18 protein-coding genes and 1 pseudogene are annotated in these 16489 nt (G+C 39.3%); 12 read left to right on the forward strand and 7 right to left on the reverse strand.

Translation table 11 applies throughout. The features are described from left to right. Positions 1-5: 5 nt before the first annotated feature. Both ACE1CI_RS05270 and ACE1CI_RS05275 read right to left on the reverse strand, forming a co-directional pair. Positions 6-356, reverse strand: a complete 351-nt coding sequence (locus ACE1CI_RS05270; protein WP_413263393.1) for a hypothetical protein — start codon at positions 354-356, stop codon at positions 6-8. 99 nt (positions 357-455) lie between these two features. Next, positions 456-1163, reverse strand: a complete 708-nt coding sequence (locus ACE1CI_RS05275) for a DUF305 domain-containing protein (protein ID WP_413263392.1) — start codon at positions 1161-1163, stop codon at positions 456-458. A gap of 139 nt (positions 1164-1302) precedes the next feature. Between ACE1CI_RS05275 and ACE1CI_RS05280 the strand changes: the two are divergent. The 6 genes and pseudogenes from ACE1CI_RS05280 to ACE1CI_RS05305 all read left to right on the forward strand — a co-directional run. Then, positions 1303-1407: pseudogene (locus ACE1CI_RS05280) on the forward strand (four-helix bundle copper-binding protein); the annotation flags it as partial. A gap of 161 nt (positions 1408-1568) precedes the next feature. Continuing rightward, the gene (locus ACE1CI_RS05285; protein ID WP_413263391.1) at positions 1569-3827 is read left to right on the forward strand and encodes a heavy metal translocating P-type ATPase; all 2259 of its coding nucleotides are present in this window, start codon (positions 1569-1571) and stop codon (positions 3825-3827) included. A 12-nt stretch (positions 3828-3839) separates the two neighbouring features. Further along, positions 3840-4385 (forward strand): cupredoxin domain-containing protein, encoded by a 546-nt coding sequence (locus ACE1CI_RS05290; RefSeq protein WP_496615254.1) that lies wholly within the window; start codon positions 3840-3842, stop codon positions 4383-4385. Positions 4386-4662: 277 nt separating this feature from the next. After that, a complete protein-coding gene (locus tag ACE1CI_RS05295; protein ID WP_413263389.1) occupies positions 4663-5463 on the forward strand; it encodes an Rpn family recombination-promoting nuclease/putative transposase in 801 nt (266 codons plus the stop codon). A 134-nt stretch (positions 5464-5597) separates the two neighbouring features. Continuing rightward, entirely contained in the window at positions 5598-5951 is a 354-nt protein-coding gene (locus tag ACE1CI_RS05300) for a DUF433 domain-containing protein (protein WP_413263388.1), read from the forward strand. Next, the gene (locus ACE1CI_RS05305) at positions 5926-6288 is read left to right on the forward strand and encodes a DUF5615 family PIN-like protein (RefSeq protein ID WP_413263387.1); all 363 of its coding nucleotides are present in this window, start codon (positions 5926-5928) and stop codon (positions 6286-6288) included. Before ACE1CI_RS05300 ends, ACE1CI_RS05305 begins: the two co-directional genes overlap by 26 nt. A gap of 72 nt (positions 6289-6360) precedes the next feature. On the opposite strand, the gene ACE1CI_RS05310 is transcribed toward ACE1CI_RS05305, so the two are convergent. Next, a complete protein-coding gene (locus tag ACE1CI_RS05310; protein WP_413263386.1) occupies positions 6361-6726 on the reverse strand; it encodes a hypothetical protein in 366 nt (121 codons plus the stop codon). A gap of 7 nt (positions 6727-6733) precedes the next feature. Next, entirely contained in the window at positions 6734-7075 is a 342-nt protein-coding gene (locus ACE1CI_RS05315) for a hypothetical protein (RefSeq protein ID WP_413263385.1), read from the reverse strand. A 246-nt stretch (positions 7076-7321) separates the two neighbouring features. Here ACE1CI_RS05315 and ACE1CI_RS05320 point away from each other — a divergent pair, with 246 nt between their 5' ends. The 3 genes from ACE1CI_RS05320 to ACE1CI_RS05330 are packed head-to-tail and all read left to right on the forward strand — an operon-like array spanning position 7322 to position 8538. Further along, entirely contained in the window at positions 7322-8134 is an 813-nt protein-coding gene (locus ACE1CI_RS05320) for an Rpn family recombination-promoting nuclease/putative transposase (RefSeq protein ID WP_413263384.1), read from the forward strand. A gap of 34 nt (positions 8135-8168) precedes the next feature. Then, entirely contained in the window at positions 8169-8312 is a 144-nt protein-coding gene (locus ACE1CI_RS05325) for a hypothetical protein (protein WP_413263383.1), read from the forward strand. Positions 8313-8361: 49 nt separating this feature from the next. Beyond that, on the forward strand, positions 8362-8538 hold the full coding sequence (locus tag ACE1CI_RS05330; protein WP_413263382.1) for a hypothetical protein: 177 nt from the start codon (positions 8362-8364) through the stop codon (positions 8536-8538). Between the two features lie 14 nt (positions 8539-8552). On the opposite strand, the gene ACE1CI_RS05335 is transcribed toward ACE1CI_RS05330, so the two are convergent. The 3 genes from ACE1CI_RS05335 to ACE1CI_RS05345 form a co-directional block, all read right to left on the reverse strand. After that, positions 8553-11150, reverse strand: a complete 2598-nt coding sequence (locus tag ACE1CI_RS05335) for a PA14 domain-containing protein (protein WP_413263381.1) — start codon at positions 11148-11150, stop codon at positions 8553-8555. A 604-nt stretch (positions 11151-11754) separates the two neighbouring features. Then, a complete protein-coding gene (locus ACE1CI_RS05340) occupies positions 11755-12270 on the reverse strand; it encodes a methyltransferase family protein (protein WP_413263380.1) in 516 nt (171 codons plus the stop codon). A gap of 350 nt (positions 12271-12620) precedes the next feature. Next, complete coding sequence (locus tag ACE1CI_RS05345; protein WP_413263379.1) at positions 12621-13571, reverse strand: aldo/keto reductase; 951 nt, start codon at positions 13569-13571, stop codon at positions 12621-12623. Between the two features lie 156 nt (positions 13572-13727). On the opposite strand from ACE1CI_RS05345, the gene ACE1CI_RS05350 reads away from it, so the two are divergent. From ACE1CI_RS05350 to ACE1CI_RS05360, 3 genes are all read left to right on the forward strand, one after another. Further along, the gene (locus tag ACE1CI_RS05350; protein ID WP_413263378.1) at positions 13728-15176 is read left to right on the forward strand and encodes a BCD family MFS transporter; all 1449 of its coding nucleotides are present in this window, start codon (positions 13728-13730) and stop codon (positions 15174-15176) included. 54 nt (positions 15177-15230) lie between these two features. Then, on the forward strand, positions 15231-16043 hold the full coding sequence (locus ACE1CI_RS05355) for an inositol monophosphatase family protein (RefSeq protein ID WP_413263377.1): 813 nt from the start codon (positions 15231-15233) through the stop codon (positions 16041-16043). A gap of 93 nt (positions 16044-16136) precedes the next feature. Continuing rightward, on the forward strand, positions 16137-16487 hold the full coding sequence (locus tag ACE1CI_RS05360) for a hypothetical protein (RefSeq protein WP_413263376.1): 351 nt from the start codon (positions 16137-16139) through the stop codon (positions 16485-16487). Positions 16488-16489: the final 2 nt, after the last annotated feature.

Consider the following 16489-nt stretch of genomic DNA (forward strand, 5'->3'; position numbering starts at 1 on the left):
ACCATTCACCTCTCTTCAGGTGGGAGGAAATCATAAAGAATTTCATCAGGTTCATCTTCTACAAAATCATCATCATCATCTGCATTTGGTTGAACTTCTGGCAATATTGCTAAAGAGCTTGGTTGCCGATTTTTTACTAAAATAGTCAGTTCTGCTAATTGCCTTTTTAACATTGTTACCTCTACTTCTAAAGCATTGAGGCGACTGTCATCAGTGTTAGCATTTTCACCCAAGTATTGCGCCAAAGCTTCATAAATAATTTTACTTGGCTCTGTCTTCCTTTCTTTCGCTAAAAGTTCTATTTTTGCTAGCCATTCTTGGGGAACTTTACAACCGACTCTAACTTTTTCTCCCATTATTCACCTTGCCATTGTTTAGTTTGTTTATATCTTATGAGACTTAATTATTTTTGGCTATACTATTGAATTTAATATAGCCAGGAATCAGATTTTAGCTTACTTTTGATACCAAGCTTTTCGCCATTGCTTCATTTGGTCAATTTCTTTCTGTTGGGAAGTAATAATTTCCTGAGATAACTTCTTAATTTCGGGACGCTTAGACTTCTGCAAAGCATCTTGAGCCATCACTAATGCACCTTCATGATGAACAATCATTGCATCCATAAAACGCCGATCGAATTGAGCATCAGCAGCCCCCAAATCTTGCTGCATCATCATCATTTCCCGTTGTTCTTTTGACATTGGTACTACAGATTTGCCTTCACCACCATAAGCGACAAATTCTTCACTAGCTTGGGGATACCATGCTTTTCGCCAATTTCTTAATAGCTCATTTTCTTCTCTGTTTTGAGCAATAATAATATTACCTGCCAACTGTTTAATTTCTGGGCGTTGAGATTTTTGTTGAGCTTCTTTTGCCATTGCGATCGCACCCCGATGATGTAATCTCATCCCATCAATAAATCGCAAATCGTAGTTAGCATCTGCTGGCCCCAAATCCATGCTATGATTCGTACCCCCATGATGTGAATCATGCTGGCTAATAGTATTAGTTGCAGAAGTCGTTTGCACTGGCTGACTATTACTATTATTTGTTGGGGCTGTTTGGCTTTGATTTTGCAACTCTGAAGAACAACCTGTTAGTGTAGCGATCGCACCTAAAATTAAAGCTAAAAACCCAATTTTTGCTGAGTTTGATTGCATAATTCTGAGAGACCTCTTCCAGCTGAAAAACTTTTCTGTACTAGTAATCTAATTTAAACTATCCATGTGAGTGGAGAGTCAAGGCTTTTGATGGGAAAATCTAAATTTACTTGCGAATTAATGATAGTGATAAACTAAAGAATGTGAAAAGCACGATGCAGAACATTGCCAAAGCTGTGCTCAAGCTTGTCGCCATGCTATTGAAGAATATCGCAAAGTCGCTAGTGTTGCAGGTGTAGCTTAAATTTTGCTAAAGATTTTGTGGGGTAGGCATCTTGCCTGCCCAATCTATTTATATTGATTTTTTAACAAAATTGTCAAAGAAATTGAATTGAACTCTTGACTCTCCAGTTAACTAGAGCATTCAAAATAGATGTAGTTGATTAGGAACATCTCTATTGAAGTATGGACAACGCCACCCTCAAATTGCGAGGCATGAGTTGTGCCTCCTGTGCGAAAAACATTGAAGATGCCATTCGCTCTGTTCCGGGAGTTAAAGAAGCTAACGTTAACTTTGGTGCAGAGCAAGCAAGTGTTATTTATGATGCACAAAAGACCAATGTAGAGTCAATTCAAAACGCAGTAGAAGAAGCGGGATATTCTGCATACTCTCTCCAAGAACAACAAATGATTACTGGAGAAGATGACACTGAAAAAGCTGCTCGTCAAGCGGAATCTCGCGATTTAATGCTAAAAGTTGCCGTCGGCGGAATTATTAGCATTATCTTAATTATTGGTTCATTACCAATGATGACAGGACTTAATTTACCTTTCATTCCAGCATGGTTGCACAATCCTTGGTTCCAATTACTGTTAACAACGCCTGTACAATTTTGGTGTGGTTACAGTTTTTATATCAACGGTTGGAAAGCTTTTAAACGTCATGCGGCAACAATGGATACTTTAATTGCACTTGGCACTAGTGCAGCTTATTTCTATTCATTATTTGCCACAATATTTCCTAAGTTTTTCATCAACCAAGGATTGATGCCAGAAGTTTATTACGAAACTGCTGCCGTTGTAATTACCTTAATTCTGTTAGGGCGATTCTTTGAAAATCGAGCTAAGGGACAAACCTCAGAAGCAATACGACAACTCATAGGTTTACAGGCAAAAACTGCCAGAGTAATTCGCAACGGAAAAGAAGTAGATTTGCCGATTCAAGAAGTACAGATCGACGATGTAATTTTAGTACGTCCTGGTGAAAAAATCCCAGTTGATGGTGAGGTAATTGAAGGCAGTTCTACTATTGATGAATCAATGGTAACGGGTGAAAGTATTCCTGTGAAAAAGCAAACCGGAGATGAGGTAATTGGCGCAACGATTAATAAAACCGGGAGCTTTAAATTCCGAGCAATTAGAGTTGGGAAAGATACAGTTTTAGCCCAAATTGTGCAATTAGTTCAACAAGCACAAGGTTCTAAAGCGCCGATTCAAAGATTAGCAGATCGAGTAACGGGATGGTTTGTACCTGTGGTAATTGCGATCGCGATCGCCACTTTCATCATCTGGTTTAATTTCATGGGAAATGTAACTCTAGCATTAATTACCACAGTAGGAGTTTTAATTATTGCTTGTCCCTGTGCATTAGGTTTAGCTACTCCAACATCTGTAATGGTAGGAACTGGAAAAGGTGCAGAAAATGGCATTTTAATTAAAGGTGCAGAAAGTTTAGAACTGGCACATAAAATTAAAACCATTGTGTTAGATAAAACTGGCACAGTCACCCAAGGAAAACCCACAGTTACAGACTTTATCACTGTAAATGGTACTGCCAACAAAAACGAGCTAAAACTAATTAAATTAGCTGCTTCTGTAGAACGAAATTCTGAGCATCCTTTAGCGGAAGCAGTGGTAAGATATGCGGAAACGCAGCAAGTAAGTTTAGGAGATGTAGATAAGTTTGAAGCGATCGCAGGTAGCGGCGTACAAGGAATAGTTTCTGACAGATTAGTGCAAATTGGCACTTCTCGCTGGATGGCAGAATTAGGAATTGACAGCACAACTTTGCAACAATTCAAAACAGAATGGGAATCAGCGGGAAAAACAGCAGTTTGGATAGCTGTAGATGGGGAAATAGAAGGATTAATGGGAATTGCTGATGCAATAAAACCTTCTTCACCTGCGGCGATTAAAGCATTAAAACGGTTAGGTTTAGAAGTAGTAATGTTAACCGGAGATAACCGCCAAACAGCGGAAGCGATCGCCCGTGAAGTAGGAATTAACCGAGTTTTTGCCGAAGTTCGCCCCGATCAAAAAGCAGCTAAAGTCCAAGAAATTCAATCCGAAGGCAAAATTGTAGCGATGGTAGGAGATGGGATTAATGATGCACCAGCTTTGGCGCAAGCAGACGTAGGAATTGCCATTGGAACTGGAACAGATGTAGCGATCGCAGCTTCCGATATCACCTTAATTTCTGGCGATTTACAAGGCATTGTAACCGCGATTCAACTATCTCGCGCCACCATCCAAAATATTCGCCAAAATCTCTTTTTCGCCTTCATTTATAATGTTGCGGGAATCCCGATCGCTGCCGGAATTTTGTTCCCCTTCTTTGGTTGGTTACTCAATCCAATTATAGCTGGAGGTGCAATGGCATTCAGTTCCGTTTCTGTAGTCACAAATGCTTTGCGCTTGCGGAATTTTCAACCCAAAACAATGTAAGGAAGGTCGCCAATGTTGAGCAAGAAAGTCATTTTTAGCAATGTGGTAGCATTAGGATTTTTGCTAGGAATTAGTTCCGGCGTAGCAGCAACCCAAATGCCAATGGAAATGACCCACTCGATAACCGAAAAAAACGTCCAATTTCGCAAAATTAATCAACCTTTAGGTTTAAAACTTGGCGTTACTCTAGGTGGTTTATGTTTAATTGGATTGGAATTGTGGTGGTTTATGTTCAGTAAATCTAAAACCCGAAAAGCTGAAGCAACTCAGGGAATTCAAGAAATGACTATTACTGTTGATGGTGGTTATGAACCGAGTAGAGTAGTAGTGCAAGCAGGTCAACCAGTCCGACTAAATTTCTTCCGTCGTGACCCAAGTAGCTGTTTGGAAAAAGTCTTAATTCCCGATTTTCAGATTGCCCAAGATTTAGACCTAAATCATGTTACACCCATTGAATTTACCCCGAAAAAACCGGGTCAATATCCCTTTACTTGTGGCATGAATATGTTTCGCGGAGTCTTGGAAGTGCAACCTGTTGGAACATCTCAAAAAAGTTAGAATTAACTGTTGTGAAATCAGAGCGATCGCGTAGCGTGCCGTAGGCATATCGCACTAGTGAATGAGTTAGGCGATCGCTTTTGCATCAAAATAAGTAGATAGATATAAATAAAGTGAAAACTCTCGTCGGGCAGGATGCCCACCCCACAAGAAAGCTGTACTCTTGTGGGGTGGGCATCCTGCCCGCACCACTCTTAGATAACTATTATCACTTTATTTATTTACACCTACTTAGCAGTAAAATGAAAACTAATAAAAAACCAAAATATTCCTAACCTTGAAAACTGACACAATCTTTTATCGCTTATTCCAATCATTCCCCAGCATCTTCTTTGAATTGCTCGAACAACCACCAGAATCAGCTAATGCTTATCAATTCTCATCAGTGGAAGTTAAACAACTTGCCTTTCGCATTGATGGCGTGTTTCTCCCCTTAGAAAATGCTCCCGAAACACCCATTTATTTTGCTGAAGTTCAGTTTCAACCAGATAAAACATTTTACTCACGCTTTTTTGCGGAAATCTTCCTTTATTTGGACAAAACCGAACTGACAAATGATTGGCGAGGCGTGGTAATTTATCCTAGCAGGAACACAGAATCTAGCAATATATTCCGCTACCGAGAATTACTAACTCCCACGCGAGTTAGACGCATTTATCTGGATGAACTAGGTACAACCAAGCAGTCAATTGGTATTGAAACTGTAAAATTAGTAATAGAACCAGAAGAGACTGCTGCTAGCTTTGCTAGACATTTGATCGAAAAAGCTAGGGAGGAAGTCAGCAATGAAGTTCAACAACGGGAACTACTCCAGTTGATTGAAACGATAATTATTTACAAGTTTACCCAGAAAAGTCGGGAGGAAATACAAGCCATGTTAGGTTTAGGTGATATCCGTCAAACGCGAGTTTATCAGGAAGCTAAGGAAGAAGGTTTAATAGAGGGAGAAATCCGAGGTAAGTTAAAAACTGTGCCTTATATGTTGAGTTTGGGAGCAACTGTAGATCAAATCGCTGAAGCATTAAATCTGTCTGTAGAGGAAGTGAGGCAAGCGGCGCAACAACAGTCTTCTAATTGAAGTAGGAAAGTTGATAAGGGCGATATGCCTACGGCACGCTATGCGATCGCATTTTGAGTAAATGGGAAATGCGATCGCACTTTAAAAAAGATAAAATACTTTCAGATCAGCCATGATAATCGGAGAATTGACTAATGCAATTAGAAGACTATTTTGACTTTCAACGTCCCGATGATATTAGACTCAAAGGCACAAGAGTAGGAATAGAAACCGTCCTTTATGATTTCATTCATCGCTCTCGAACTCCAGAAGAAATTGCTCAAAGTTATCCTTCACTAACACTAGAACAAGTTTATGCCACAATCCTTTATTATCTGCATAATAAAGACGTAATTAGTCAATATTTAGCTAACTGGTTAGAGTGGGGAGAACAACAGCGTAAAGCTCAAGAATTAAATCCTCCTCCAGCTGTAGTGCGATTGCGGAAATTAAAAGCAGAAAGAGAGGCAATGAAAAAAGCAAATGAGTCTGAAGTATCTGTTGGATGAAAATGTAGACCCTACTTATAAAACACAGTTACATCGACGAAATCCCGATATAGTTATGTGGGTAGTTGGTGAACCTGGGACTCCTCCCAGAGGAACTTTAGATCCAGAAATTTTGTGTTGGTGTGAGGAGTACGATTTTGTTTTAGTGACTAATAACCGTACATCTATGCCTGTTCATTTAACTGACCATATAGCTGCTGGTCGCCATGTGCCAGGAATTTTTATTTTAAATCCTAAGTTGAGTATGGGTCAAACTATTGAAGATTTGATTTTTGTTGCTGAAGCTTCTTTTAAAAATGAATATCAAGATCGGATTGTTAATTTGCCAGTGACTTAAGATTAGGAAGGGAAAAAAGGGCGATCGCATTCTGAGTAAATAAGAAATGCGATCGCTCTCAATACTTCCCTATTAAACCGGATTAATAGTTGCTTTTTCGGCTGACAATTTTGCTAGAATATTATTTGCTTCTGCATCCCAATCAGGCCCATGAAGCAATAAGTAATGAGCATAGTTACGCAAAGTGTTAGTATCCCGAAAACATAATTTTAATAGCTGTTGATATGTGGCTTGAATGATATCAAATGGCATTTCTAAATCAGTATCTAATTCGATAATTTTTTGGAGCATATCAGGCTGATTAACTTGAATAATTTCCTGAAGGAAACGAATTTTTATTTCAGCCATTTGCGATGATAGTTCAGCCGAGTTATTTTGCCAATCGGCTGCCATTAAAGCTTTAATTTGTTTTGCCAAATCATAGAGAGTTTCGCTCATTGTTATTTCACGGAGTAGGGAAATAAGTGGTAACTTCGATCGCACCCGACGGCAGTTCCAGCGCCCTGTAGGTGATGCCTTGCCCATTAACAATGATATCTCTCTCGATATAAGGTGGGGTAGCAGTTATGGGTGGGAAATTGATCCCAGAGGCGAGAGTTAGCTGAATGTCTAATGCGATCGCATAGTCAATTTCATCCATTGTACCGATGTTGCTGACATCACCAGTTATATGAGGACGGTTATAACCATGTCCGCTTTTAATTTTAAGAGTCCGTCCATTAATCTGTGTGGAGCGAATTAGGTCTGTGCCAGATCCTTTAGAATTCCATTGAATGGGAGCATTCAATATCTGCTCTCCTGGGGAAATTGGAGTGTAAATTAAAAATCATATTATAGAGTTTAATTTACTCATAATCAATTGCAAAAGCGATCGCATTTTCAAACCCGTACAAAAAGCGATCACATTCTGAATAAATGGGAAATGCGATCGCTTCTTTTATTTATTCACATAAATTTTGATTATTACAATAAAAATTTATGTGTTTATCATCGGATATAAGTTACAATAAAAATATTAATTTATAGCAAAAATGTGAAAACAGATACGATCTTTTATCGCTTATTCCAATCTTTGCCTAGCATATTTTTTGAACTGCTCGAACAACCTCCAGAAGTTGCCGATATTTATCAATTCTCATCCGTAGAAGTTAAACAACTTTCCTTCCGTATTGATGGTGTGTATCTGCCCAAACAAGATACTACCGAAACACCCATTTATTTTGCCGAAGTTCAATTTCAAATAGACAAAAGATTTTACGCTCGATTTTTTGCTGAAATCTTTCTATATCTGGATAAAAACGAAGTAGAAAATGATTGGCGTGGAGTGGTAATTTATCCTACCAGAAGTGCAGAATCAAGCGATACTAGGCAGTATCAAGAATTGCTTGCTTCTGAGAGAGTAACGCGCATCTATCTGGATGAACAGCGATCGGCACATCAGTCTCTAGGCATTGAAACGGTAAAATTAGTGATAGAACCAGAAGAAACGGCTGTCAGCAAAGCCAGACAGTTGATAGAACAAGTAAGCGAGGAAGTTAGCGATGAAGCACAAAAACGGGAATTGCTACAATTGATCGAAACTATAATTATCTACAAGTTTACCCTGAAAAGCAGGGAGGAAATACAAGCTATGTTAGGGTTAGGTGATATCCGTCAAACGCGAGTTTATCAGGAAGCGAAAGAAGAAGGTTTGCAAGAAGGAGAGACTCGAGGGCGCTTGCTAGGAAAGTTAGAAGCAGTACCAAACTTATTGGCAACAGGATTAACAGAAAAGAAGATTGCTGAGGTGTTAGGTTTGTCTGTGGAAGAGGTGAGACAAGCAGCGCAACAAGAATCTTCTAATTAAGTTAAATAATTACCCCTTTATTGTAGTTGTTTGAATGAGATCGCATTTTCAAACCCGTACAAAAAGCGATCGCATTTTGAATCAATGGGAAATGCGATCGCTCTTGAAAATTGCAAACAAAAATCTTGGAGCGGTTGCCATCACCCAGCGAGGAATCAATTCCCCGCCTCATAGCTAAACTCGGATAAATCCGACTAAATACATATTTTATTCAGTCCACTTGAGAAATGGCTGTAGGGACACGGCATCATAAATATTTTGGTCAAAGGTTAAATCTTAATCATGCCGTGTCCCTACAATTGAAAATATTGATTACTGAATTGTTTTTGAAGATTGGAGACAAAAAATGCGATCGCATTCTGAGTAAATGGGAAGTGCGATCGCACTTCAATTTAAGCTTATGAACTGGGATCAAAAGTTATTGATATAGTTTCACCAATCCCTTTCTTACTGCCTCTTGAAATACACTGTCCACTTTAAGGCGACTACTAGGGCCAGGTACAGTATTAGGACGGGACATATCAACATTTACTCGACCTTCATGAACTTGTACGTGAGTGTGATCTCCAGTACTGTAACCCGTGCTACCTTCTCGTCCAATCATAGAACCTGGCGCAATATTTTTTCCTTGTAGAGATTCATCAATCGATCCCTCAGCAAAGTGCCAGTAAATGAATGTCTTGTTCAACTCTTTGTTGTATATCGCAACGGTTCCGTTGTATACCCAATTGTCGAAAACAGCCTTAGAAAATTGTTTGCCATTCTTTGCTTCAATTACTTCCCCTCCCACTAAAGCGTACACTCTATTATCAGAATCACCATCTACTGAATCAAATGCTGAAGTTCCGTCGTGATCAATTCTTTTCATGACATTATTCCTATTGTCTTGATACAGTGTATTGAGATAGTCAGTCGGCTTGTAAATATAATTTGGATTAGGAGTACCGCCACCTTTCTCCCACCAAGCCTTAACTTGACCAGTACCTGTTTTCTCGTAATACTCAACTTTGACTTCGTGAGTACCTTTGCTCAACGTAAAATTGCCAGATTCTTCAGTTACCGTCTGATCTTTCCACTTATCAATCACCAATTTGTTATCTACCCAAAGCTTAAATCCGTCATCACCTTTCACCTTAAACACATAATTACCCTGGTCGAAATTAAAGTTACCCGTCCAACGTACAGAAAAGTTGTCATTTCCGATCGTTTTACCAGGGCCACCAGCACCCCAATTCTTGTCAATTTTGCTCTCTTTAGTGATGACAGTGGGAGCGCCGCTGAGGTCTTTGTTATTGTAGTATTCGGCATTGAATTCACCTGTAGGAATCACAGAAAAGTCATCGCGATCGAGCGGTGATTCTCCACCAGATTCCTTCCAACTACTCCAAGTTATTTCACCATTAGAAGCAACACTCTTGGAAAATCGAGTATAAATTTTCTGATCTAGACCCTGATGAGACTGAAAGAGTTTGTTACCAACAGCTTCTAATGTCGGAGCAGTCGGTGTTTGTCCACCAGATTCTTTCCATGAACTCCAGTTGATTCCATTGGCTGAAACACGAGTATAGATTTTATCGTCTGTACCGCGATGAGACTGGTAGAGTTTGCCATTAAACTCTTCTATATCTGGAGTGCTATAGGTTTCTCCACCAGCTTCTTTCCATTCACTCCAGTTGATTCCATTAGAGGTAAAACGAGTATAGATTTTATCGTCTGTACCTCGAGTAGATTGATAGAGTTTGTTGTTGCCAACAGCTTCTAGAGAGGGAGCGCTATAGGTTGTTCCGCTAGTAGTTGCTGTCCATTGACTCCAGTTGACTCCATCGGAGGTAAAACGGGTATAAATTTTATTATCAAAACCCCGGTGAGACTGATAGAGTTTGTTTTGGAACACCTCTAAAGCTATAGCATTCTTTGTCCTTGCAGGTGCTTCAGCCGCAACCCAAGGACTCCATTCGATTCCATCAGGGGAAATACTGTTAGAAAAACGGGTATAGATTTTATCGTCTGTACCTCGCGAAGACTGATAGAGTTTGCCGTTGAAAGTTTCTAAACTGGGAGCGCTATAGGTTGTTCCGCTAGTAGTTTTTGTCCAATCACTCCAGATGACTCCCTCTCCATCGGGGGTAAAACCTTTAGAAAAACGAGTGTAAATTTTATTGTCTAAACCCCGATGTGTTTGGTAAACAGTATCACCAATAGATGCCATTGCAATCTGAGACTTTTCTATAGAAATGTCTTTACCACCGATAGTAATAATCGCATGATCATTCTCTCTCTTTAAATCCCGAAGTTCACCTGCGCTTATCGCCTTACCTTGCACAACTCTGGCAAAAATATCTCCTTCATCCCCAGCAGCATCAACAACATTTACTTTCGAGTCTATATAATGCCCAATTTCTTCTAGCAACACACTCGTAATCGCACCTGGATTACCAGCATTTTGCTCAACAAACTCTTTCGCTAAATAAATCGTATTCGTCACACTAGCAAACGCACCATTCGCCCCATTAATCGCCGCCGATGGCAGAATTTCAACTACTGGTAGCTGACTAAAATTACCTTTAGCAAACTCTTGAACTAAATTACTAAATACCTCAGCATTCCAATCATTACCGAAAGCGCGATTCATCTTAGCATTGAAATCTGCATCTTTCGCCAAACCTTTCAAATCATTTTGAGCAAATTGTAGCGCCTGCTCTAAGATTGGATGATTACTGTTTGAGAAAACTTCCCCAGTTAACTCATCTACTGATGATTTATTTGTCTTTAAACTATCAGATTCTTGTCCTAATGGCGATGCACAAAGCGGCATCAAACTAGGATTACCGCTCAATACTACACTTTTTGTATCTATTGCCTCTTGACTAACTTCTCCTAATATGTGGGGGGGGGAAGATAGCTGTTGATTTAACGATTTTAGAGATAATTCATCTGTTTGTTGAAGATCCAAACCTGAATTAGTAAGCGGCGAAAAAGATTGTGGAAAACTATTACTTGAATCTAAATCAAACATAAAAATTACCTTGCTCGAAGAGTTTGATTACACAATAACTTGTGAGCATTAGGTTTTGAAAGTAGTAAATACTAACTTTTACCGACTCTTTAAGATCGACTTTACAATTAGTAATTACACGGATATGTGTTTTTGCGTAAACTTAAATATTCTTGTTAACTATTTACGTAATAACTAGCAAATCCACATCACTTATATAGCCGATGAGTCATCTATACACAAGAGTATTAATCATTTATTGTGATGTAAATTGAAAGATTTTTAGGTTAATGAGCTAAGTAAAATCACCAACAATTTACTAACAAAAAACCTACCCGTTGAGAGAGTAAGTAGGTAGATCTAAATAAAGTAAAACAAAGGTGGGCAAGATGCCCACCCCACAACATTTTCAGCTTTCTTGTGGGGTGGGCAAGATGCCCACCCCACAACATTTCCAGCTTTCTTGTGGGGTGGGCAAGATGCCCACCCCACAACATTTCCAGCTTTCTTGTGGGGTGGGCATCTTGCCCGCCCCATTGATAAATAACTATTTTCACTTTATTTATTTACACCTACTTAGGAGAGAAATTAGAAACAAACTTACTTTGATTAATGCAACTTACTATCAATACAACCCAGGAATCAACTTCTTGACTTTTTGCCGATATTCAGCATATTCGGGAAATTTTGCACTTAACCAAGCTTCTTCTTTACTCGCCTTCGCATTCAAGACAATAAACAGAGTTAAAGCTGCAAACAAGTGAGTCAAACTCATTTGAAAAATTGCCCAACTAAGTGTTAAAAAAATTAACCCGCTATAAAGAGGATGACGCACTAAACTATAAATTCCTGTTTGCACTAATTCACCATCTTCTTTAGGATAAGGTAAAGGTGTTAACTGTTTTCCTAAATCTATTAAACCTTTGCCTAAAAACACTAAAGCGATTAATGCTAAAATCGCAGCAACGCCCCAATTGAAATACAAATAACTAGCTGAATTAAGTGCTAACCAAATTGGTCGATAAGCTGGTAAAAAAGGGAAAATAATAACTATTAAAGCTTGAGCTAAAAACCAATATTCACCTTTATTGCCAGTTCGCAAACCTTCGAGAGAAAAGCCCCAGTCTGATAAGAGTTTCATAGTTTAGGTAGTAGGGAAGAATTAGATTTTGAATGGAGACTTCTGGCAAAAGTTGGAAATCTCGGATTTTTTTACCACAGATGTCCACAGATGAACACAGATGAACACAGATAAGCTGCTACGCACCTAATTTGAGAGCCAAATTTTACCTTTTTCTTGTGGGGTGGGCATCTTGCCCGCCGCTTTATTGGATTTAAATGCGTAGCAGCTTATATAGGGAGATTGTCGGCTTTTGCCAGAGGTCTATTAATTGTAGGACTTACGCACTAACTCTATATATGGTGGAACGGTGCGTTACACTGGCGTTAACACACCCTACGAATACAGCCGAGGCGTAAGTCCTAAACTGTTTATTCTAACCAAGGGCGGCTTGCTTGTTCTAATTTGGCGACTTCTTCTTCAGTCATTTGCCAATTTAAAGCGCCTGCGTTTTGTTTTGCTTGTTCGGCGGTTTTTGCGCCGGGAATGGGAATTACGTTACCTTGGGCGATTAACCAATTTAGGGCGACTTGGGCGGGGGTGCGATCGTACTTATTCCCAATTTCCCGCATTAAACTAATTAAAGGAGAGATCTTTTCTAAACCACTTTTACTAAAACGAGAATCAGTTTTTCTCGCCCCAGTTGGTTGGTTATTATTGCCAGGAACATACTTCCCAGTTAACAACCCTTGCGCCAAAGGACTATATGCCAAAATGGTAACGCCTAATTCCTTAGCAGTGGAAATAATTCCTTTGCTTTCTACTTTGCGAGAAAGTAACGAGTAGCGCACTTGATTTACCGCCAAAGGTACACCATAATCAGCTAAATATTGATAAGCTTGGCGCATTTCTTCAGCAGAATAATTGCTGACTCCTATTGCTTTGATTCTGCCTCTTCTGTATTCTTCCGCTAAAGCTTGCATCAAAGTTTGTTGACTCAGAAAAAAGGTAAAAGGCCAGTGAACTTGATAAAGTTCTACTGATTCCAACTTCAAACGTCTTAAACTAGCTGTTAGCGCGTCGGAAACTGAACCTCCCGTAAATCGCCAAGGGAAAGGGCCAAATTTTGTGGCTATTTGTACAGGTTTATCAGTTTCTTTGATGAATTCTCCCAGCAATTCTTCGGAAACTCCATTGCCGTAAACTTCCGCAGTATCGAAAAAGTTAACTCCCGCATCTACTGAAGCATGAAAAGCTTCCCGTAACTGTTCGGAACCGTAATCTTTGCCGTAACTCCAAAACAGTTTATCACCCCATGCCCAAGTTCCCACACATAAGGGTGTGACTGCGGGGCCATTTTGTCCTAAAGTGATGGTTTGCACGGCTGTTTTTCCACTCGCTTTACACTTTGTTACATTTCCAGTCTAACGTTGTTATAAAGGTGAGTGGAGAGTGAGAAATTTTTGCAGCTACCTGAGAGAGTTTATCTTTAAACTGGATCAAGGAGAAGTTATAAACTGTTTACCTAAAAAGTAATTATGGCAACTGGCGATTTTTCAAAATCAGATTCATTAGAGCCAGCAAATCCCAAGGTGATTCCCAGTGTTAACTTGTTGACTATGTTCCGACTGGGCTTATTTCAAATGGGATTAGGCATTATGTCGGTGTTAGCGTTGGGAATTTTAAACCAAGTGATGATAGCTGACCTTGGCATTAACGCGATCGTAGCTGCAGGCGCGATCGCAATGCACCAATTTATCGCACCAGTAAGATTATGGTTTGGGCAAATGTCCGATGCTAAACCGATTTTTGGTTATCATCGCACGAGTTATGTTTGGATTGGTGCGGCTTTATTTACTTTTGCTTCTTTTGTCGCTGTACAAGTAATGTGGCAATTGGGAAATGCGGTAAAAGCGGCTGGGGGTTGGAGTTTAACAACTCAAACTGTTGGTTGGACTGCATTATTAGCGTTAATCTTTGCATTATATGGATTGGCGCTAAGTATGAGTTCTACTCCATTTGCGGCGTTATTAGTTGATGTTTCAGAAGAAGACAATCGTTCTAAAATTGTCAGCATTGTTTGGTCAATGCTGATGGTAGGAATTATTGTGGGGGCGATTCTTGGTGGCAGTTTGCTTAACAGAGTAAAATCAAATGCGCCGTTGGAAATTTTACAATCTGCAATTAATAACTTGTTTATTATTGTTCCAGTAGTGGTGTTTGGGTTGGCAATTTTGGCAACATTTGGAGTGGAAAAAAAGTATTCTCATTATGGAGTGCGATCGCTCTTAGTAGACCGGGAAGATAAAATTACTTTGGGTGTAGCTTGGCGAATTCTCACGGCATCACGGCAAACAGCTATTTTCTTTACCTTTTTGCTGATTATGACGATCAGTTTATTCATGCAGGAAGCAGTTTTAGAACCCTACGGCAGACAAGTATTCAATATGACCATAAGTGAAACTACAAGAAACTTGAATGCTTTCTGGGGTATCGGTACATTAATTGGCATGAGTACAACAGGCTTTTTAGTTGTGCCGCGAATTGGGAAACAAAAAACTACCAAAGTCGGCTGTTTAGCAGTAGCAGTTTGTTTTATATTGATTATACTTTCCGGTTTTACCCAAAATCCCAAACTCCTACTATTTGCCTTGTTCCTATTCGGTTTAGGTTCTGGAGTCGCTACTACTGGCGCAATTAGTTTAATGTTAGACTTGACTGCGGCTGAAACTGCTGGAACTTTCATTGGTGCGTGGGGATTAGCCCAAGCAATTGCTAGAGCATCCGCAACTTTTACAGGTGGTGTAGTATTAGATTTGGGGAAAAAATTATTTACCAATTTGGTATTAGCTTATGGATTGGTGTTTGCTTTGCAAGCAGTGGGAATGATTGTAGCTGTTTGGTTTTTAAGGAGAGTAAATGTAATGGAATTTCGCACTAATGCTAAAGATGCGATCGCCTCTGTCTTAGGAAATGATTTAGATTGATTCTCCGGGGAATCAACCAATGACAAATAACCAATGATTAATGACAAATAACCAATGACTAATTTCCAGGAAACAATTTTAAATTTTGCTCAAACAACAACCGCGAGAATTGGTACTAAATTGTTGGCAGATTATGCTCAACTAAAACCAGATTTCAAAGCTGATGGAAGTTTGGTAACTCAAGCTGATAAATGGGCAGATCAAGAAATTCAAAACGCAATTTATGACCATTTTCCCAGTCATGATGTCTTAACTGAAGAAGGATCTCATGTCTTTTCTGGTGCAGAATGGTGTTGGGTAATCGATCCGATCGATGGCACAACTAATTTTACAAGAGGAATTCCCATTTGGGGAATTTCTTTAGGTTTGTTGTATCAAGGAATGCCCATTTTCGGTTACGTAGATTTCCCCCACATTAACCAATCTTTTCACGGTTATTGGTATGGAAATTCTCAAACTAATGAATCTAATGGCGCATTTTTAAATAATACCCCGATTCAAACTAGTAAAGATGAACCGAGTAATAATCACTTTTTTAATCTTTGTTCCCGCAGTACAGAAGTCTTGCAAAACAATATGCCTTGTAAAATTAGGATGTTGGGTGTGACAACTTATGATTTTCTTTCTGTTGCTACTGGCGCAGCTTTAGGCGGTGTGGAAACTACCCCAAAAGTGTGGGATTTAGCAGGAATTTGGCCCATTGTTCAAGCTGCTGGGGGTATTTTTGTTAATCTGGGAGAGGAATCACCTTTTCCGTTACAAGAGGGGAAAGATTATGGCGATCGATCTTTTCCCACTTTAGTAGTCAGTCGCCCAGAATTAATCCCAACCTTTAAACCTTTGGTAGAATTTTTAGGGAAAAAGTGATTCGGGACTGGGGATTGGGGACTGGGGATTGGGGAAAGTTTTATTGTTGAAATTCTTGGTTCCTTATCGCTAATTTATTGAGGGGAAATAGTTATGGATAATAAGTTAAAAACTAGGTTAGAATATCCCTTAAAAGAAGCTTTACTCAGATTGTCAATATCTCCAGTAAAAGCCGATAGAGAAGCTATTGCCAGATTAGAAAGAGAAACAGGTAAGGATATCCAAAAAATCATTCAAGATTTAGATAGCATTGATATTACTCTCCAAGCTGTAGAAGAGAAATTGCAGTTTTCTTCCCACAAAATGAGGCTACTATTTTGGGGTTTATCCTTTGGTTCCTTGGTGGGAATTGTGGCTTTATTTGTGCTACCTTGGGAAAAATTAGCAGTAGCGATCGCACTAGGTTTTATACTCGGTATTTCGATCGCCTTTCGCCGTTCTTAATA

The sequence above is a fragment of the Floridaenema flaviceps BLCC-F50 genome (assembly GCF_041929275.2).
GTDB lineage: Bacteria > Cyanobacteriota > Cyanobacteriia > Cyanobacteriales > Aerosakkonemataceae > Floridanema > Floridanema flaviceps.